The organism is Corynebacterium sp. c3Ub_189 (assembly GCF_039907195.1).
Classification (GTDB): domain Bacteria; phylum Actinomycetota; class Actinomycetes; order Mycobacteriales; family Mycobacteriaceae; genus Corynebacterium.
The window spans coordinates 52,343-70,742 of sequence record NZ_JASBOF010000002.1; the positions used below are offsets into that span (position 1 = coordinate 52,343).

Genomic DNA, 18,400 nt, shown 5'->3' on the forward strand with positions numbered 1-18,400 from the left:
GCCCCAACCATACGGGGAATCTCCGCCCCAGGTTTAGATGCGGGAGGCGAAGTTGGACAGGTAATCCGCGTGGACGACGGAACGGCGCTGCTCCTCAGGAAGTTCTTCCATCTTCTTGCCCTTGATGGCGTGTAGCTCTTCGGAATCGAAGCGCACCTCGCCACGGCCGATGACCTCACCATTCGGGCCCAGGATGTCGATGATTTCTCCCTTGTTGAACTCGCCTTGCACATCGGTAATGCCGACGGCGAGCAACGAGGTGCCACCCTTCGTTACGGCCTCCTTGGCGCCTTCATCGAGACGGACGGCTCCGCCGGTATCGGCGCAGTAGAGCGCCCAGAACTTCCAGGCAGAAAGCTGGCGTTCCTCGCGGGTGTGGAAGACGGTGCCCACGGAGGCGTCGGCCAGCGCGGGGCCAATATTGTCCGTAGAGGTCAGCAGCACTGGAATGCCACCGCGGGTAGCCAGGCGGGCCGCGGAGACCTTGGTGGCCATGCCGCCGGTGCCGACCTTGCCGCCATCGCCAGCAACAACGCCCTTCAGATCCTTGCCGGTGCGCACCTCATCGATGAACTTGGCATCCGGCTCGGCCGGATTCTTATCGTAGAGGCCATCCACGTCAGAGAAGAGGAAGAGCGCGTCCGCGCCCACCAGGTTGGCCACCAGCGCCGAAAGGCGGTCGTTATCGCCAAAGTGCATCTCGGAGGTCGCCACCGCATCGTTCTCGTTCACGATAGGGATGGTGCGCAGCTGGCGCAGGCGATCGATGGTGCGCTGCGCATTGCGGGCACGGTCGCGGTGGCCGGTATCGGACGCGGTGAGGAGAACCTGGCCGATGGTGCGCTTATAGCGCGCAAAGGACTGGCCCCACACAGAGGCCAAGTGCACCTGGCCTACGGACGCAGAGGCCTGCTTGGTAGCCAAATCGGTGGGGCGCTGGTGCAGGCCGAGCGGGCCCATACCGGCGGCAACCGCACCGGAGGAGACGATGATGACATCGGAGCGGCCCATGCGCGCATGGACGGCATCAACGATGTGATCGATTTTTTCTTGGGAAACGCGGAAATTTTCATCCGTGAGGGAAGAGGAACCAATCTTGACCACTACGCGCTTTGCCTGCGCGATGTCGCGGCGGAGATCCGATTCAAAACCGGACGACACCGGATTTTCATCGAGCGGTTCCGGGAAAGGGGTATCAGCGGTAGGACCGGCAAACGGCTCTACCGGAAGCGGAAGGATGGGCTCATTCTGTTGATCAGAAGACATAATTTCATAGTCTACAAAGGTTCCGAGCCCAGCACCCCGACTTTGGGGGCGCAGCGCACAAGGCCCGCGGCGGCGGGGCGGCTTTAGCCCTGCCACCTATCCCGATTAGCGCCCTCGCGAGTTACCTCTTCATCGGTGCCGTAATCATACTCATCGACAAGACCACGGCGCGCCTGCGAGGCGCGCTTGCGTTCGGCGGCGGAAACGCGGCCGGTGCCCTTCAGGCGGGCGTCCTCGCCACGGCTTGCCATTGTCGGATCACCGCCGGTCATCGGCTCCCACTCGAAGGTGATGCCACCGATGGTTACCGGGCAGCCCTCCACTGCGCCCTGCTCGCGCAGCTCATCCTCCACGCCGGCCTTGGCCAAGCGGTCCGCCAAGAAGCCCACTGCCTCATCATTTTCAAAGTCAGTCTGGGTAATCCAGCGATCAATCTTCTTGCCCTCAACAATGAAGCCACCCTCGACCTCAGGATCGGGCTTCACGGTGAAATCAGCAAACGCGCCGGTATGTTTCTTATGGCCCTGCGCCTTGGGGTGGATAACGGTGTGGTTCTTATCCTTTTTCGGCAACGGCTGGGTCTTGCGGTGCTCGGTCACCATATCCATGAGCCGGAACTTCAGCGGGTCCAGACCCTTACGAGCGACTGCCGAAATAATAAAGACAGGCCAGCCAAACTTCTCTTCCAGATCATCCTTGACAAATTCCGCCAGCTCTTCGGCCTCAGGCACATCTGCCTTATTCAAGATGATGACGCGGGGGCGCTCACGCAGATCCCCCAAACCAGTATCTTCCTGCAAAGCCTCCTGGTACTTTGCCAACTCATTTTCCATCGCCTCAATATCAGAGACCGGATCACGGCCGGGCTCAATGGTGGCGGTATCCACCACATGGGCAAGCACCGCCGTGCGTTCAATATGGCGCAAAAAGTCTAGGCCGAGCCCCTTGCCATCGGCCGCGCCCGGGATAAGCCCGGGCACGTCCGCGATAGTAAAGGAGCTATCTCCCATATCCACCACGCCAAGGTTCGGCTGCAGCGTGGTAAAGGGATAATCACCGATCTTTGGCTTCGCGGCAGAAAGAACCGAAATCAACGAAGACTTACCCGCCGAAGGGAAACCCACGAGCCCGACGTCCGCCATGGACTTCAGCTCGAGGATTAAATCGTGCGCTTGGCCCGGCTCGCCCTGCAAAGCAAAGCCGGGCGCCTTACGGTTCTTGGAGGCAAGCGCCGCGTTGCCTAGGCCACCGAAGCCGCCTTCCGCAGCAATAAAGCGGGTGCCAGGCACCGTCAGGTCAGCCAGGGTATCGCCCTTTTCATTGCGCACCACCGTGCCGGCGGGCACCTCGAGAATCAAATCCTCTCCGCGGGCGCCGTTGCGCATATCACCGGCACCGTTGCCGCCGCGCTGGGCCTTAATGTGCGGACGGTAGTGAAAATCCATCAGGGTATGGATCTGCTCAGAGACCTCGAGGACAATATCGCCACCGTGTCCACCATTGCCGCCATCCGGGCCGCCCAAAGGCTTAAACTTCTCGCGGTGGACAGACACACAGCCGTGTCCACCGTCGCCTGCTTGCAGGTGCAGGACAACGCGGTCAATAAAACGTGCCATGGTCAAACCCTCCGTAAGTTAAATCTTTGTCCCCGCCAGTGTAATGCGTGTCTTGGGCTGGACTCCAACCGCAACCGGATTGAATCCGCCTACCTAGTCGGCCATCCCATCGGCTGTGTCCGCTAGCGTGGTGTATCTATTACCCGGGTGGAGCCTCGTTTCGGTATCCACAAAACCAGAAAATCCTCGAGCCTCCCTCACCGGGGTAGACTCGAGGATTAACCTCATCGGCCTTAGTTAGGCAGTCGCCTCTGCAGCAACCTCTTCAGCCGGAACAATGTTGACCATGCGACGGCCACGCTTGATACCGAACTCAACGGAGCCAGCTGCAAGCGCGAACAGGGTATCGTCGCCGCCGCGGCCTACGTTCTCACCTGGGTGGAACTTGGTGCCGCGCTGACGCACGATGATCTCGCCGGCATTAACCTGCTGACCACCGAAGCGCTTGACGCCGAGACGCTTGGACTCGGAATCGCGACCGTTGCTGGAGCTGGAAGCACCCTTCTTGTGTGCCATGTGGTTTTCCCTCCTTTAGGGATAATTACAGCCGGTTAAGGCTTACTTGATACCGGTGATCTTCAAGGTGGTCACAGGCTGACGGTGGCCCTGACGCTTCTTGTAACCAGTCTTGTTCTTGTACTTCAGGATATCGACCTTCGGGCCCTTACCCTGCTCAACGATTTCTGCGGAGACAGAAACCTTCTCCAAGTCGGAAGCCTTGGACTTAACATCGGCGCCATCGACGAGCAGAACCGGGGTGAGAGCTACGGCAGAGCCTGGCTCACCCTCGATCTTCTCGACCTTGACGAGGTCACCTTCAGCAACCTTGTACTGCTTGCCGCCGGTCTTGACGATCGCGTACATAGAGGGTTACCCCTTATCTAAACTCGCTCGGAAGCAACCGGGGAGGCCGCGTTCCGAATGGACACTTACACATTGCGTTTAGTTCCCGCGCGAACATGCCCGCACAGCTCACTAAGTGAGTGTCGGACTGATCCAGCGCCGTGAGTACTAAACAGCGACTGTCAAAGACTACCCCGTAGCGGGCACAAAATACAAACCACGCTTTTTGTGCCCGCGTGGCGTAGCCCTAAGACGTGCTTCGCCGTGCTACGCGGCGTCGGCCACGCCCAGACTTTGCGTGCGACTTTTCCTGGTGCGCACCGCTCGCGGAAGCCTGCTTCTGCGCTGCGTTATCCTGCGTCTTTGGGGCCTTGGCGCTTGCCGACGTCCCCTTCTTGCGTACCGCCCTCTTCTTTCCGCGGCGCAGCACCTTGGTATCGCCCGTTGTCGCCTGCTGGCCAGCACCGGAACGCTCCGTCGAGCCATCCTGCTGCGTCGAACGGCCCGGGGCGGTCTTCGCTACCTTCGGATTCTCTGCTACCGCCTTTTTAGGAGCGGCCTGACGCACGGCACGGCGACGCCCACGGCCCTTGCCACCGGCGCGCTCCGCGCGTGCGGCGCCAGCGGCCTTTTCATGACGCTGCTCGGCGGACCCGCCCGCCTGCTTGTGTTCGTGCTCCTGCGCCTTTTCCTTGACCTCGTGCGGCACGCGCGAGGTAGTCCGACGCTTGGCCTGCTGGGTGCGCACCGAACGACGGCGGCCACGCCCGCGTCCCTTGCGCTCTTCGCGCGAGGTCTTCTGTCCGTGCTGGTCTTTAGCCCCGCTGGCATTACCGTCGGCGTCGGCAGAGTCCTGCTCACCAGAGACCGCGAAATCCTGCGGCTGCGGGCGCCTATCGGAGCGGGAATTGCCGCGGGTGCGGCGCTTACGGCGCGGGGAAGCCTCAAACTCGGCTACTGCCTCGGCATAGGTCTTTTCAGTTACTTTCTCCGGAGCAACTTCCTTTTCCGCTGCCTTCTGCTCGCCGCCTGCAGCCGTGTGCGTGGCCTTAGACCGGCGGGTCGCCCGCCGCGGCTTCTTGCCACGCTTGGAGCCGGCCGCTGCACCAGGGTGTGCCTGCGCAACGGCACCCGAGTCCGCGTCCGTATCGGCATCGGGGACGTAGGAATTAAATTCCTGCACCTCATCGCTCTCGGCAGCATTATCCGCCGCGGCGTACGCGATAGCCTCGATATCGGATACCTCAGTCTGAGTGCGCTTGCGCGCGCGGCGGCGACCGCGTCCACGTCCGCGCTCCTTGCTGCGGTCGTGGTCTCCGCTATGCTCTTCCGATTCGGCCTGCGACTCAGCCGGACCGCGCTCGTCCACAACGACGTTTGCTACGAGGTCTTCCAACGAAGTCTTGGCAGATTCTCGGGCGGCCTCTTCGCTCTCGGTACCGTAGACCGGCGCCTGGGTTTTCTTGAAGCGCTTGGGTTTGGAGGAGCTTTCGGGGGCGTCGTCAAGCTCGTGCTTATGCATCGCCACCGCAGCCGGGTGCTGCTGCGGATCATGGTGGTGCTTCTTGTGCCCCTTGGACTTTCGGCCAGAATGCTTGGAGCGCTGATCGTCTTCGGCCTCGTCCACCGGATACTGGTGAATAATGATGCCACGGCCGTTGCAGCACTCGCACTCGGTGGAGAAGGTCTCCACCAGGCCGGTGCCCAGGCGCTTGCGGGTCATCTGCACCAGACCCAGCGATGTAACCTCGGAGACTTGGTGGCGGGTGCGATCGCGGCCCAAGGCTTCCTTCAGACGGCGCAGCACCAGATCCTGGTTTTCTGGCAGGACCATATCGATAAAGTCCACGACGATCATGCCGCCGAGATCGCGCAGGCGCATCTGGCGCACGATTTCTTCGGCCGCCTCGAGGTTATTGCGGGTAACGGTTTCTTCCAGGTTGCCGCCGGAACCGGTGAACTTGCCGGTATTGACGTCGATGACGGTCATGGCCTCGGTGCGGTCAATAACCAGCGTGCCGCCCGAGGGCAGCCATACCTTGCGCGAGAGCGCCTTATGCAGCTGCTCATCAATGCGGTAGGCCTCGAAGGCATCCTGCCCGCCGTGGTCCTTGGCGCGGTAGCGCACCACGCGGTCCGCAAGGTCCGGCGCCATGGAATCTACATAGGCGCGGACGGTATTGAAAGAACGCTTGCCATCGACGATGAGCTCGGTGAAGTCCTCGTTGAAGAGATCGCGCACCACCTTGATGAGCATGTTTGGTTCTTCATACATGGTCACCGGCTTGGCACCCTTGGAGGATTTCTCCTTCTTAGCGTGTGCCACGATGTCCTCCCACCGGCTGTGCAGGCGGTTGACGTCGGTAGCGATTGCCTCTTCTGGGACGTTTTCGGCGGCGGTGCGGATGATGGCGCCGCCATCGCCTGGAACCACGCGGCCGAGGATATCCTTTAAACGCTTGCGCTCCGGAGCGGGCAGCTTGCGGGAAATGCCGGCGCTGCGCCCGCCTGGTACGTAGACCAGGTAACGGCCGGCAAGGGAAATCTGGGTGGTCAAACGCGCGCCCTTGTGACCGATGGGATCCTTAGCCACCTGCACCAGCACCTGGTCACCAGACTTCAGGGCGTTTTCTACCTTGCGGGCGCGCCCGTGCAGCTTGGTCTTGCGCCAGTCGATTTCACCGGCGTAAAGCACGCCATTTCGGCCCTGTCCAATATCCACGAAGGCCGCCTCCATGGACGGCAGCACGTTTTGAACGCGGCCCAAGTAGATATTGCCAATGAGCGAGGCCTGGGACTCGGTGGTCACGAAGTGCTCGACCAACAGGTCATCTTCCAGCACACCCACCTGGGTGATAATGCCGGCGCCGTCCTCGCGCTCCTTATCGCGCACCACCATGGTGCGCTCCACGGCTTCGCGGCGGGCAAGGAACTCCGCCTGGGAGACGATGTGCTGGCGGGTGCGGCCTTTTTCGCGCAGCTCGGCACGACGGCGCTTCTGCGCCTCGATGCGCGTGGAGCCGCGGATCGCCTTCGGCTCTTCAATGTGCTCGGGCTCGTGTGCCTGCTCTTCACGCTTCGAACCCGCGCCGCGTCCACGGGATGCGCCGCGGCGCCCACGGCGGCGGCCCTCAGACTTTCCGGAACCACGGTCGGAGCCGGAGCCGGAGCGCTCACGGCTTTCGTCGGCGGAATCCGCCGCGTCCTCATTGTCATCGCGTGCGGCATCGTCGGTGGTGAAGTCCTCCTCTGCTGCATCTACTGCCGGTGCGAATGCCGCTGCCTCGTCCTGCTGCGGGGCCATAAAGATCGGCGCAAAGTCATAGTGCCCGGAGTCTTCCTCGGATTCAGCGCGCGGGACGATGTGCGGGGCGTAGTAGTCATCCTCGAAGTCCTCGCCGGCCTCGGCCAGCGCCTCGTGCAACTTCGCCGAATCAACCGTTCCGGTATCGAGCGCGCTAGCCGGTGCTTCGTCCGCCTCATCCGCAGGTACTGCTGCTTCGGGTTGTACCGCTTCAGCGTGCTCGGCGTCCTCGGCGGCTGCGCCAGTTTCGGCTGCGGCCTGGGCCAGCGATGCCTCTACCTTGTCTTCGATCTGGGAGATCTCATTGTCCACGTTCTTGCGCACGCGGTGGCGCAGGTGCTCTTCGTCTTCCGCGGACTGCTCCCCTTCCCCTGACTCGGCGGCATCTGCCGGCTCTTCAGGCGCTACAGCGGCGGACTTACGGGTGGCCTTGCGGGCGCGCTTGGCACGCTTCTTAGCTGGCTTCTTTTCCTGTTCCTCGTCCGGGGTTTCTTCCGGTTGCGCAGCGGCCTTGTCCTCGGGATCTTCAGCCGGTGCTGCGGTGGTGTCGCTCGCGGGGGCGTCGGCAACCGCGGCGGCGTTCGCTACAGCGTCCAGCACCTGGCCTGCTTCCTCGCGGGAAAGGGAGCTCTGCGCGCTCTTTTTCAGGCCCATATCTTTAAGCTGTGCCACCAGCTCGCGCGAGGAAAGCCCCAGCTGCTTGGCCAGGGAATACACGCGGGTTTTGTCCTTGAGCTGGCTGCGATCCAGGTTCTGGGCCAAAGACGCCGCTGCCTTGAGGCTTTCAGTTGTTTCTTGAGAGTTCTGTGCCACCATGTTCGGGCTTACTCCTGTACATCGTCTGTATGAGGCGCCGCCTCGGGCGCAGGCACGGCCGGAGACCGTACCGCCGCCGCACGAGGCATAGTGCGCGCTAAAAAAGTTTGTGGGATATGAAGTTATGCCGCGTCTCGTACGCGCTATCCCCCATTGTGTCACAGAACCGCGGGCAAGCTGGCAGGCGGTGTTATGTTGGCGGGGTGGCAGAACTAGCACGAATCCCCGCTCGCGAACTGGCGCAGCATCGGCAGCGCAATGAAGTCCCGGTGCGCTCGGCGCTCTATTTTGGCGTGCCGGCCGGCTTTGCCATTGGCTTCGCCAACACGGGCGTGGATTATATGTTGATGGGAGCCGGTGTTTTTGCCGTTTTTGCGGTGCTGGGGTTGGTGCACCTCATCCGCAATTACCCGCGCGGCATCAACGCTGCACAAGAGGAAATCCGCGATGGTGACTATCCCACGATTGCTTATATCGCGCCATTTATCCCCATCGCGGCACCACTTGTCATGGCTCCACTGAGCGCAGCCGGCTTGCTACCCGAGGTAGAACTGGCCCCGCCCGTTGCCGGTGTCCTATCCGGCGCGTGGTGGGCCTTTGGTTTGCCGCTGGGTATATGGGGCATGTTTTCCCAGTCCTTCCGCATCGGCCGGCGCCGCATTAACAAGATCCTGGAAAAGGACCCGCTCGACGGGGTCACGGAGGCTCGCTTGCAGCTTGCCGACGCCCACTCGGACATCCTCATCGCCCTCGTCGCCGCCGGCGCGGTGCAGGGAAACACGATTAATTCCACTGCCCTCTCGAAGTTCATGCGGGTAGACCTCGACCCTCTATGCGAGCACCTCGATGCTTTGGCAAAGGCGGACCTGGTGAAGCTAAGCCGAATGGGCCTGCGCACCGCGCCCGCAAAGTGGACCATCACCATCACGCCGACTGGGGTGCGCTGTTTGTATCAAGTGGGCCGGCGCTAACTTGGCAAGCTTTTGTCTCCTGGGAAGAGCTTCGGGCCTATCCAGAGCATTATATAAACAAGGCCCACGAGCACTGGGATTTCAATCAGTGGCCCAATGGTACCGGCAAGGGCCTGTGCTGACGCAGCACCAAATGTACCGATGGAAACCGCGATGGCTAGTTCGAAATTATTACCAGCTGCGGTAAACGCAACGGAAGCGGATTGCGCGTAGTTCATTCCCACGACCTTTGCCACCCCCAAAGCTAGGAAAAACATTCCAACGAAGTAAATAACCAGCGGAATCGCAACTCTCACCACGGCTGTCGGCTGGGCTACCAGCTGCTCGCCTTGCAGTGAAAACAGCAGCACGATGGTGTAGAGCAAACCAATCATCGCCAAAGGCGAGACTGCCGGGAGAAAACGGTCTTCGAACCATTCGCGTCCTTTGACCTTTTCTCCCCACCCCCGTGAGAGCACGCCAAGCAGCAGGGGTATTCCTAGGAACACAAGAACCGCAGTGACGATGGACCAGAAAGAAAATTCAACAGAGGTGGTGTCTAGGCCTAGCCATCCAGGTAGAACTTGCAAGTAGAACCAACCCATGACGCCAAACATGGCTACTTGGAAAATCGAATTGATAGCCACAAGTACCGCTGTGGCCTCTCGATCCGCGCAGGAAAGGTCGGACCATACCAAAACCATGGCGATGCAGCGCGCCAATCCGACGATGATTAAGCCGGTTCGCAACTCCGGCTGGTCTGCCAGAAAGATCCACGCCAAGGTAAACATCAACGCGGGCCCCACCACCCAGTTCAGCACGATAGATATCACCATCAGGCGACCATCGGCAGCAATGTCTCGAGTCTTTTCGTAGCGAACTTTAGCCAGGGGCGGATACATCATAACTAGCAGGCCCAGCGCGATTGGAAGAGAAATACCGCCAACCTCTAGAGCAGACAGTGCTTCTCCAATGCCTGGCAGGAAGTGGCCTATCAATAGCCCCACAGCCATGGCCATGATGATCCAAACGGGAAGGAATCTATCGAGAAATGACAACTTTGGGCGTTGCGTAACGGCCATGGCTCTCCTTGTGCGACGAGGAACTCAACATTCGAGCAGTACTTTAATCGCCCATATTGATACTCGTCAATATAACGGAGTGGGAGGCAGACTCCTTATACTGTGTGCATGGACTCCTCCCCTAGCAATGCCGATAGCACCCCGGATGCACAGTGCTGTTCCCTGAGCAGTGGCCCGCTCAGCCAGGGCGACTCCCTCCGCTTTTCCCAGCAATTTAAAGTACTTGCTGACCCAGCCCGCCTGCGCCTGCTATCCATATTGTGCGACGAGGGCTGCGGCCCGATGAGCGTTACGGAGCTGACCGCGCTTTCCGGCCTGAGCCAACCGACGGTATCTCATCACCTCGGCAAATTGAGGGAATCCGGTCTTTTAATCAAGCAACAATCGGGCCGTACCGTTACCCATCGAGTGCAAAAGGAAGCCTTCCACACACTGCGCCAGTTACTCTCCTTCGATTAGGAGAACTCCAGTCCTAGTCTGAAAGATGAATGACCTCGCGTGCATTATCCTCAGCAATGATCTGCCGCGTTAAGCACCTTCAACCCCCAGAACAAAACGCCTGCTCAAGTTCTGCCTCTATACGTATTTGCGGCTTTGCCGTTTCAATACTTCTTCAGGGTAGGGCCGGATACTCGGTATGCGGCTCTACGCTTGGCCTTATGGGTCAAGCAATAAATAAAGCCCGAGCCTACAGGCTCGGGCTGAATGATGCGCTAAGTGCGCAGAAGTTTAGAGGTTCGGGAACCAGATAGCGATTTCGCGCTCTGCGGACTCTGGGGAGTCAGAGCCGTGGACGATGTTCTCGCCAACGGTCAGAGCGAAATCGCCGCGGATGGTACCCGGGGTGGCCTTGGAGACTGGGTCGGTGCCGCCAGCCAGCTGACGCCATGCCTCGATGGCGCGCTCGCCCTCAACAACACCAGCGATAAGCGGTGCGGAGGTGATGAACTCGACGAGGTCATCGAAGAATGGCTTATCCTTGTGCTCCTCGTAGTGCTTTTCCGCGGTCTCACGGTCAGCAACGCGCAGGTCGAGCTCAGCCAGCTTCAGGCCCTTACGCTCGATGCGGGAGATGATTTCGCCTACGTGGCCGTTCTTTACGCCGTCCGGCTTGATGAGAATCAGTGTACGTTCAGTCATGCCCCACACTGTACCGAAACCGCACGCATGCGTCGCGCGCTGGGGTATTCCTTTGGGGTAAAAGTGTGGGGTTCTAGGGCTACGCGAGTTGTTTAACTATCTCTTCGGCGCGCTCCTGCGAGGTGCCCCGAAACCACAGGCGCACCTGGCCTACTGCGGCGCCAAACTGTCCATTAGCCAGCAGGCGTTGCAGCTCCGCGCGCTGTTCCTTATCCAAATCCTCGAAGGATGCTTCTTTGGCCGGCTCGAAGTTGCTCCGCAGGGCCAAAACCAGAAAAACGCCGCCAATGATGAGGGCAACTAGCGGTAGCCATGGCGTTCCCGTAGCGGCGCGGGCTACCACCGCGGCGATGCAGGCGAGTGCGGCAAGGACGAGACAGAGAGTGCGCATGGGCGCTAGTCTATCGCGTCTGCCCCACCAGCCGAAGGTATCGAGTTTATTTCTCGTTGAGGTGCTGCGTGGTGAGGTAACCGCGCTTCATGCGGGCGATGAGGTTGCTGCGCAGGTAGACGGCCAGCAGCCACTCCATGCCAAAGATGATGAAGATGGCGGCCACCGCCCAGTGGACCATAAAGCCCACAATGACGCACAACAGCTGTGCCCACACAATGACGGACAGCGCCCATTTCTTATTCATGAACGCGATCATCACGAGGTGGAATACCACTGCGGCAATGACGAAACCGTAGTTGAAAGGGGTCCACAAGGTGCCGTCATAGAGCTTGTACAGCATCGGCAGTGCGAAGGATAGGGCAAGCGCCTCCATGGTCAGGGAGCTGGCAATGACCATCCCGTTAAAGCTTTTGAGCGGATCCTTGACTGGGGCTTGGCCCATGCCGAGGGGGCCGATCTCGCTTTCCGGGATCTGTTCTTCGCGGCCGCGGGTGCGGCGGGGCGGGCGGGGTTGGTGCTCTCCGCGCGGGTGGTGATTGTCGCGGCTCATGCAGGTTCCTTTCCAAACATCGCGCGGGCATCGCCAGCGGTGACGACCGAGCCGGTGATGATGATGCCGGAGCCGGATTGGACCTCGGCGTCCTCGGCAAGCTCCACGGCCTGGGCATAGGCGCCCGGCAGGCTATCGGCTACGTGCACGCGCTCTTCGCCAAAGATATCGCGGGCGGTCTCTGCCAAGTCGTAGGCATCGAGGGCGCGCGGCGAGGAGTTTTGGGTGATGACTACCTCGGTGAGGTAAGGCTCAAGTGCGGTGAGGATGCCGATGGAGTCCTTATCCGCGAAAATGGACAGCACACCGATGAGGCGAGCGAAGTCGAAATCGCGGTCCAATGCAGCACCTAGGGCCTTGGCGCCATGTGGATTATGGGCGGCGTCAATAAACGTCGTCGGCGACGTGCGCACGCGTTCCAGGCGGCCGGGTGAAATAGCTTGGGCAAAACCATTGCGCACGGTCGCAACATCCAGCGGGTGGCCGGCCGAGGCGCCGAAGAAAGCCTCCACCGCAGCAAGAGCCACAGCGGAATTTTTGGCCTGGTGCTCGCCATGCAGGGGCAGGAAAATGTCCTCGTACAGGCCGCCAAGGCCCTGGATGTTGACCTGTTGACCGCCGACGGCGATGCGGGACTCGAGGGCGGCAAATTCGGAGCCGGAGCGGGCGACGCCCGCCTCGACGTCCACGGCCTGCTGCAGGATAACCCGCATTGCTTCCGGATCCTGTTCCGCGATGACCACAATGTTTTCGTTTGGAGTCAGCGGATCATCGGCATCCTCGCGCGGCTTGATAATGCCGGCCTTTTCACCGGCAATCTCTGCGAGAGTGTCGCCCAGGTAATCCGTGTGGTCCAAGCCCACCGGGGTAATGACGGAGACGTCCGCGTTGACCACGTTGGTGGCATCCCACCGGCCGCCGAGGCCGACTTCAACAACAGCGACGTCCACGGGGGCGTCGGCAAACGCGGCATAGGACAAGCCGACGAGGACCTCGAACTTGGACATGGGGACGTCCGACTGGGCATCGACCATCTCCACAAAGGGCTTGATCTCGTGCCAGATGCGCACATAATCGCGCGGGTGGATGGGCTGGCCATCGATGCCGATGCGCTCCGTAACGCGCTGCAGGTGCGGGCTGGTGACAAGGCCGACGCGGCGGTGGAAGGCGCGCAGGAGCGAATCCACCATGCGCGCGGTAGAGGACTTGCCGTTGGTGCCGGCAATGTGGATGACGTCGAAGGAACGCTCAGGATGGCCGAGCAGATCCATGAGCATCTCGATGCGATCAAGCGAAGGCTCGATCTTGGTCTCCGGCCAGCGTTCGTTGAGCTCTTCTTCTACCTCCGCGAGGGCGCGCAGCTCTTCGGCCGACACCTCTTGTGGTGCAGCCTCGTTGTACTCGTCCTCGCTGCCCATGCCCAAGTTGAGCGTCAGGCCGGACTCGGTGATTTCCACCGGGCCACCGTCGGTTCCTTCTTTTAGGGCATCGACGATTTCGAAGTCCTCTGTCTCCTTGTCCTTGTCCGCCACTACTTCAGCCCCTCCAAACGGCTGGTGATGCGCTCGACCTCTTCGCGGGCGACCTGCTGGCGCTCCTTAATCTTATTGACCACTTCTTCCGGTGCCTTGGACAAGAAGTTCTCGTTGCCCAGCTTCTTGCCGGTCTGCTCCAGTTCCTTATTGGCCTTGGCCAGGTCCTTCTCCAGACGTTTGCGTTCGGCTTCTACGTCCACCGCGCCGTGGGTATCCAGGGTGACCTCCACGGTGGCCTGGGAAAGGCGCACCTCGATGGAGGCGGAAGGATCGAAATCCTCGCCCGGGGCGGTGGTATTGGCCAGGTTGCGCACCAGTTCCTCTTGGCCGGCGAGATCCGCCGCGGCGAAGTCGAGGCGTCCCGGCACCTTCTGGGAAGGCTTTACGCCCTGGTCGGAGCGGAAGCGGCGCAGCTCGGTGATGAGTTTATCGGCGTCCTCGATGCGGCGGGCGGCCACCTCATCCTTGGTGGCGCCACCATTGGTATCGGCAACGGTAGGCCACGGTGCAACGACGATGGACTCGCCGCCGGTCAGCGCCTTCCAGAGCACCTCGGTGACGAAAGGCATGGTCGGGTGCAGCAGGCGCAGGACGACATCGAGCACGCGGCCCAACACGATCTGGGTATTGCGGCCCTGCTCGCTTACGCCATCGCGCGGGATCTGGGTCTTGGCAATCTCCAGGTACCAGTCACACAGCTCGTCCCAGGTGAAGTGGTAGAGCAGCTCGTTGGCCTTAGCAAACTGGTAATCATCCAGGTAGGCATCCACCTTGGCGCGGACTTCTTCGGCACGGTCAAGGATCCACCGGTCGGCGTCGCTAAGCTCCGCGCGGTTCGGCAGCGTGGCCACTCCAGCGCCGTTCATGAGCGCGAACTTGGTGGCGTTAAAAAGCTTGGTGGCAAAGTTGCGGGCGGCCGCGGCGGCATCGGAGCCCAGCGGCAGGTCCACGCCAGGGTTGGCGCCGCGGGCAAGGGTAAAGCGCAGGGCGTCCGCACCGTAATCGCGTACCCAATCCATCGGGTCAATGCCGTTGCCCAAGGACTTGGACATCTTGCGGCCCTGCTCATCGCGGACCAGGCCGTGCAGGTACAGGTCCTTGAACGGAACCTGCGGGCGGCCATCGGTGCCCTCGCCCAAAAGCTCCGGGGTGTGGGTGCCGGCAAAGGTGCCGAACATCATCATGCGGGCCACCCAGAAGAACAAGATGTCATAGGCGGTGACCAGCACGTTGGTGGGATAGAACTTCTCCAGATCCGGGGTCTTTTCTGGCCAGCCCAGGGTGGAAAATGGCCACAGCGCGGAGGAGAACCAGGTATCCAGCACGTCCGGGTCCTGCTCGTATCCTGCCGGCGGCTCCTCATCAGGACCGACACAGACGATGTCTCGCTGGCCGTCCTCGCCTTCTGGCCCATACCAGATAGGAATGCGGTGGCCCCACCACAGCTGGCGGGAGATGCACCAATCGTGCATGTCATCGACCCACTCGAAGTAGCGCGGCTCGAGCGACTGCGGGTGCAGGGTGGTATCGCCCTCACGCACGGCGTCGCCAGAGGCCTTAGCCATCTTGGCTACGTCCACAAACCACTGCAGGGACAGGCGCGGCTCGATGGGCTCGCCGGAGCGCTCCGAGTGGCCCACAGAGTGGACGTACGGGCGGATTTCCTTAACAATGCGGCCCTGCTCGCGCAGCGCCTCCCGGATCTCCACGCGTGCTTCCTCGCGGGACAGGCCGTCGAAGCGGGTGCCGGTATTGGCAATGTGGCCGGTGGTATCGATAACGGTGGGCATATCCAAGTTGTGGCGGGTGCCCATCGCGTAGTCATTCGGATCGTGGGCCGGGGTGATCTTCACCGCGCCGGTACCGAATTCCATGTCCACGTAGTCATCGGCGATGATCTTGAGCGTCAGGTCATCGCGGAACGGGTGCGGCAGCTCCTTGCCCACCAAGTCGGCGTAGCGCTCGTCGTCTGGGTGTACGGCAATAGCGACGTCGCCCAGCATGGTTTCTACACGGGTGGTGGCCACGATGAGGTGCGGTTCATCGTCATTGAGCGAGCCATAGCGGATGGACACCAGCTCGCCCTCGACGTCCTTGTACACGACCTCGATATCGGAGACGGCGGTCTCTAGCACCGGCGACCAGTTCACCAGGCGGTTGGCCTGGTAGATCATGCCCTCATCGTAGAGGTTCTTAAAGATGGTCTGGACGGCGCGGGAGAGGCCATCATCCAAGGTGAAGCGCTCGCGGGACCAGTCCACGGAGTCGCCGATGGCCCGCATCTGGTTCTGGATGGTGCCGCCGTACTGCTCCTTCCATTCCCAGACCTTGCCAATGAATTCTTCGCGCTCATAATCCCAGCGCTTCTTGCCCTCGGTCTCCTTGAGCTTGGCCTCGACCTTGGTCTGGGTGGCAATGCCGGCGTGATCGGCACCGGGCAGCCACAGGGTGGCGTAGCCCTGCATGCGCTTGCGGCGAATAATGGAATCAATCAGCGTGTGGTCCAATGCGTGGCCCATATGCAGCTGACCGGTCACATTCGGCGGCGGCAGCACGATGGAATAGGGCTCGGCCTCCGAATTCGCATCCGGAGTGAAGTAGCCCTTTTCTACCCAGCCCTCATAGAGGTCCTTCTCTACGGCCTGCGGCTCCCACGACTTAGGCAGCGCATCGGCGCGGTTGGTACCAACTAATTGCTCATTATTTTGCTCAGTCACCTGGCCGATTCTACCTTGCACGTCAACCGGCTCAGCCAGGCAGGGTGCGCACCGAGTACGAGGTGCGCACCGAGCACGTTCTAGAGCAGGTCCGCCACGGCCTTGCGCTCCTCGCGCAGCTCGGCCACAGAGGCCTCAATGCGCTCCTTTTGGAACTCGCTAAGCTCCAGCCCCTGCACGATCTCCCACTGGCCATTGCGGCTGACTGTGGGGAATCCGCAAATAAGGCCCTTGTCGACGCCGTAGGATCCGTCCGATGGCACCGCCGCGGTGCGCCACTCCTCGGTGCCATGAATCCAGTCATGCATGTGGTCCACGGCTGCCGACGCCGCCGAAGCAGCCGAGGAGCTGCCGCGAACCTCAATAATCTCCGCACCGCGCTTGGCCACCTTGGGGATCATTTCTTCGCGGTACCAGTCCTGGTCCACCTCAGCGTTGGAGTAGGTAATATCCGGGAATTGGCTAGCAGAATGGTTGCCCCATACCGCCACCTTGTTGAAATCGGTGGTGGACTTTCCGGTCTTCAGTGCTAGCTGGCTCAGGGTGCGGTTGTGGTCCAGGCGCATGAGGGCAGTGAACTGGGAATCATCCAAATCCGGGGCATTATTCGCCGCGATGAGGGCATTGGTATTAGCCGGGTTGCCCACGACTAGCACGCGGACATCGCGCGCGGCGTAGTCATTGATGGCCTTGCCCTGCTTGGTGAAGATGGCGCCATTAGCCTCCAGCAGGTCGGCGCGCTCCATTCCCTTGCTGCGCGGGCGAGCACCTACAAGAAAGGCGGCGGAGGTGTTCTCGAAGGCTTCTTTGAGATCATCAGTAACCGTAATCGAGTTAACCAACGGCAGGGCGGAGTCATTGAGCTCCATGGCTACGCCTTGGGCCTTTTCCACCGCAGCGGGAATTTCCAGCAATGCTAGGTCTACCGGGGTGTCTTTTCCGTACACATCGCCGGCAGCGATGCGCCACAGCAGCGAATACGCGATGTTGCCGGCGGCGCCGGTGACAGTGATCTTGACGGGCTGAGTCATGATGTAAAGCCTCCTCAATGGCTGCGACATGGGCGGCACACGCGAGCCAGATTGCTCGCACCGCCACGGAATGTAATCCACCACCGAGCTTAGCCCCACCTCCAGCATCCGCGCTGTGAATCTGGCCCCCTCTTTTGGAGGGAATATCTAGGGTACTTGCGTTAAATTACCCCCATTTAACTCCAAATTAGCTCCCCCAATGGGCCAGAAACTCCCGCACGGGGTGATTAATCGGGCATGATGGGAAAAGGAAATGCGGGATACTCCCCCGCGCTGCACACCCAGAATGCATAGGGATTGCCTACTCCCGCACTATTAGACATCAGTTCACCGCGCCACCGCCGCGCCGCAAAGGATTAAGGACTTACGCAATGAGCACTGAGAATACTGACCCACTGCAGGCTGCAGACCAGGCGGATTCTCCTCACGCTGCCCACGCGGAATCCGTCAGCATTGACTCCGTGGTGGACATTGCGATCAAGCAGTTTTCTCGCTTTGGCTTTACAGAAACCAAGCTAGAGACCATCGCCCAAGAATCCGGCATGTCCAAGCGCATGATTCACTACCACTTTGGCGATAAGAAGGGCTTGTACCTGCGTGCGCTGAGCACCGCCGCGCAGCGTCTCAATCCGCCTGAGGATGCCCTGGAAATCGATACCGCAGTTCCGGTCGAAGGCGTGCGCAAGTTGGTGGATTGGCTCTTCCGCGAGCGCGTAGCCAACCCGGAGGCCATCCGCATGCTGGTATGGGAAACTAACCAGCAGATTGTGGACCCGGCACAGCAGGCTATTGCCGACGTCGCCGGGGTGGCCCTCCACCTTGACCGCTTGCTGCTCTTGGGCCAAGACGCCGGCGCCTTCCGCCCCGGCATTTCCGCCAATGACATCTTCACCCTGATTTCCTCGTTGACGGTCTACCGCGTGACCAACCAGGTGATGGTGGAAAACATGCTGGGCGTAAACTTCAATACCCAAGAAAATATCGACGGCATGCATAGGCTCACCGTCGATGCAGTGCTGGCGTTTTTGACCGCCAATATTCCGGACTCAGGCCACGAGTCTTACCTCACCTCGTCCTCGTTCGATACCAAGGAAGGCGACGAGGCCTCCCCGCAGGATATCTACAACGAGGAGTAATAGCGCGGGCCTTCCGGTCC

At 60.8% G+C, this 18,400-nt stretch carries 15 protein-coding genes; 3 read left to right on the forward strand and 12 right to left on the reverse strand.

The window, feature by feature from the left end:
* Window positions 1-33 precede the first annotated feature (33 nt).
* From proB to QKD99_RS01565, 5 genes are all read right to left on the reverse strand, one after another.
* Window positions 34-1,266, reverse strand: coding sequence for a glutamate 5-kinase (gene proB / locus QKD99_RS01545; protein ID WP_347950539.1), 1,233 nt, complete (start codon window positions 1,264-1,266; stop codon window positions 34-36).
* An 83-nt stretch (window positions 1,267-1,349) separates the two neighbouring features.
* The gene (gene obgE, locus QKD99_RS01550) at window positions 1,350-2,882 is read right to left on the reverse strand and encodes a GTPase ObgE (RefSeq protein WP_347950540.1); all 1,533 of its coding nucleotides are present in this window, start codon (window positions 2,880-2,882) and stop codon (window positions 1,350-1,352) included.
* A gap of 237 nt (window positions 2,883-3,119) precedes the next feature.
* Complete coding sequence (rpmA, locus tag QKD99_RS01555) at window positions 3,120-3,398, reverse strand: 50S ribosomal protein L27 (protein ID WP_005324079.1); 279 nt, start codon at window positions 3,396-3,398, stop codon at window positions 3,120-3,122.
* 42 nt (window positions 3,399-3,440) lie between these two features.
* Window positions 3,441-3,746, reverse strand: coding sequence for a 50S ribosomal protein L21 (gene rplU / locus QKD99_RS01560; RefSeq protein WP_005324077.1), 306 nt, complete (start codon window positions 3,744-3,746; stop codon window positions 3,441-3,443).
* Between the two features lie 226 nt (window positions 3,747-3,972).
* Window positions 3,973-7,845 carry a translation initiation factor IF-2 N-terminal domain-containing protein gene (locus QKD99_RS01565; RefSeq protein ID WP_347950541.1) on the reverse strand — a complete coding sequence of 1,291 codons (3,873 nt, stop codon included), beginning with the start codon at window positions 7,843-7,845 and terminating at the stop codon, window positions 3,973-3,975.
* Window positions 7,846-8,048: 203 nt separating this feature from the next.
* Here QKD99_RS01565 and QKD99_RS01570 point away from each other — a divergent pair, with 203 nt between their 5' ends.
* Entirely contained in the window at window positions 8,049-8,816 is a 768-nt protein-coding gene (locus QKD99_RS01570; protein WP_347950542.1) for a hypothetical protein, read from the forward strand.
* Here the strand turns inward: QKD99_RS01570 and arsB are convergent.
* Window positions 8,813-9,877 (reverse strand): ACR3 family arsenite efflux transporter, encoded by a 1,065-nt coding sequence (arsB, locus tag QKD99_RS01575; RefSeq protein ID WP_347950543.1) that lies wholly within the window; start codon window positions 9,875-9,877, stop codon window positions 8,813-8,815. The genes QKD99_RS01570 and arsB overlap by 4 nt on opposite strands.
* 108 nt (window positions 9,878-9,985) lie before the next feature.
* Between arsB and QKD99_RS01580 the strand changes: the two genes are divergently transcribed.
* Window positions 9,986-10,336 carry a metalloregulator ArsR/SmtB family transcription factor gene (locus QKD99_RS01580; protein WP_347950544.1) on the forward strand — a complete coding sequence of 117 codons (351 nt, stop codon included), beginning with the start codon at window positions 9,986-9,988 and terminating at the stop codon, window positions 10,334-10,336.
* Window positions 10,337-10,606: 270 nt separating this feature from the next.
* On the opposite strand, the gene ndk is transcribed toward QKD99_RS01580, so the two are convergent.
* From ndk to QKD99_RS01610, 6 genes are all read right to left on the reverse strand, one after another.
* Window positions 10,607-11,017 carry a nucleoside-diphosphate kinase gene (gene ndk, locus QKD99_RS01585; protein ID WP_347950545.1) on the reverse strand — a complete coding sequence of 137 codons (411 nt, stop codon included), beginning with the start codon at window positions 11,015-11,017 and terminating at the stop codon, window positions 10,607-10,609.
* 79 nt (window positions 11,018-11,096) lie between these two features.
* Window positions 11,097-11,408, reverse strand: a complete 312-nt coding sequence (locus tag QKD99_RS01590; RefSeq protein WP_284868383.1) for a hypothetical protein — start codon at window positions 11,406-11,408, stop codon at window positions 11,097-11,099.
* A 46-nt stretch (window positions 11,409-11,454) separates the two neighbouring features.
* Window positions 11,455-11,961 (reverse strand): DUF4233 domain-containing protein, encoded by a 507-nt coding sequence (locus tag QKD99_RS01595; protein WP_200435305.1) that lies wholly within the window; start codon window positions 11,959-11,961, stop codon window positions 11,455-11,457.
* Entirely contained in the window at window positions 11,958-13,493 is a 1,536-nt protein-coding gene (locus QKD99_RS01600; protein WP_284815154.1) for a folylpolyglutamate synthase/dihydrofolate synthase family protein, read from the reverse strand. Before QKD99_RS01600 ends, QKD99_RS01595 begins: the two co-directional genes overlap by 4 nt.
* Window positions 13,493-16,213: a valine--tRNA ligase gene (locus QKD99_RS01605; protein ID WP_347950546.1), complete on the reverse strand. Its 2,721-nt coding sequence runs from the start codon at window positions 16,211-16,213 to the stop codon at window positions 13,493-13,495. The genes QKD99_RS01600 and QKD99_RS01605 overlap by 1 nt, the downstream gene beginning before the upstream one ends.
* An 80-nt stretch (window positions 16,214-16,293) precedes the next feature.
* The gene (locus tag QKD99_RS01610) at window positions 16,294-17,244 is read right to left on the reverse strand and encodes a malate dehydrogenase (protein WP_347950547.1); all 951 of its coding nucleotides are present in this window, start codon (window positions 17,242-17,244) and stop codon (window positions 16,294-16,296) included.
* Between the two features lie 371 nt (window positions 17,245-17,615).
* Here QKD99_RS01610 and QKD99_RS01615 point away from each other — a divergent pair, with 371 nt between their 5' ends.
* Entirely contained in the window at window positions 17,616-18,380 is a 765-nt protein-coding gene (locus tag QKD99_RS01615; RefSeq protein ID WP_347950548.1) for a TetR/AcrR family transcriptional regulator, read from the forward strand.
* Window positions 18,381-18,400 lie beyond the last annotated feature (20 nt).

Excerpts from the sequence above, each read along its gene's own strand:
- QKD99_RS01610 (WP_347950547.1), bottom strand. The coding sequence starts at position 17,244 with ATGACTCAGCCCGTCAAGATCACTGTCACCGGCGCCGCCGGCAACATC.
- QKD99_RS01590 (WP_284868383.1), bottom strand. The coding sequence starts at position 11,408 with ATGCGCACTCTCTGTCTCGTCCTTGCCGCACTCGCCTGCATCGCCGCG.
- QKD99_RS01615 (WP_347950548.1), top strand. The coding sequence starts at position 17,616 with ATGAGCACTGAGAATACTGACCCACTGCAGGCTGCAGACCAGGCGGAT.
- arsB (WP_347950543.1), bottom strand. The coding sequence starts at position 9,877 with ATGGCCGTTACGCAACGCCCAAAGTTGTCATTTCTCGATAGATTCCTT.
- rpmA (WP_005324079.1), bottom strand. The coding sequence starts at position 3,398 with ATGGCACACAAGAAGGGTGCTTCCAGCTCCAGCAACGGTCGCGATTCC.
- QKD99_RS01565 (WP_347950541.1), bottom strand. The coding sequence starts at position 7,845 with ATGGTGGCACAGAACTCTCAAGAAACAACTGAAAGCCTCAAGGCAGCG.
- QKD99_RS01580 (WP_347950544.1), top strand. The coding sequence starts at position 9,986 with ATGGACTCCTCCCCTAGCAATGCCGATAGCACCCCGGATGCACAGTGC.
- QKD99_RS01595 (WP_200435305.1), bottom strand. The coding sequence starts at position 11,961 with ATGAGCCGCGACAATCACCACCCGCGCGGAGAGCACCAACCCCGCCCG.
- obgE (WP_347950540.1), bottom strand. The coding sequence starts at position 2,882 with ATGGCACGTTTTATTGACCGCGTTGTCCTGCACCTGCAAGCAGGCGAC.
- ndk (WP_347950545.1), bottom strand. The coding sequence starts at position 11,017 with ATGACTGAACGTACACTGATTCTCATCAAGCCGGACGGCGTAAAGAAC.
- rplU (WP_005324077.1), bottom strand. The coding sequence starts at position 3,746 with ATGTACGCGATCGTCAAGACCGGCGGCAAGCAGTACAAGGTTGCTGAA.
- proB (WP_347950539.1), bottom strand. The coding sequence starts at position 1,266 with ATGTCTTCTGATCAACAGAATGAGCCCATCCTTCCGCTTCCGGTAGAG.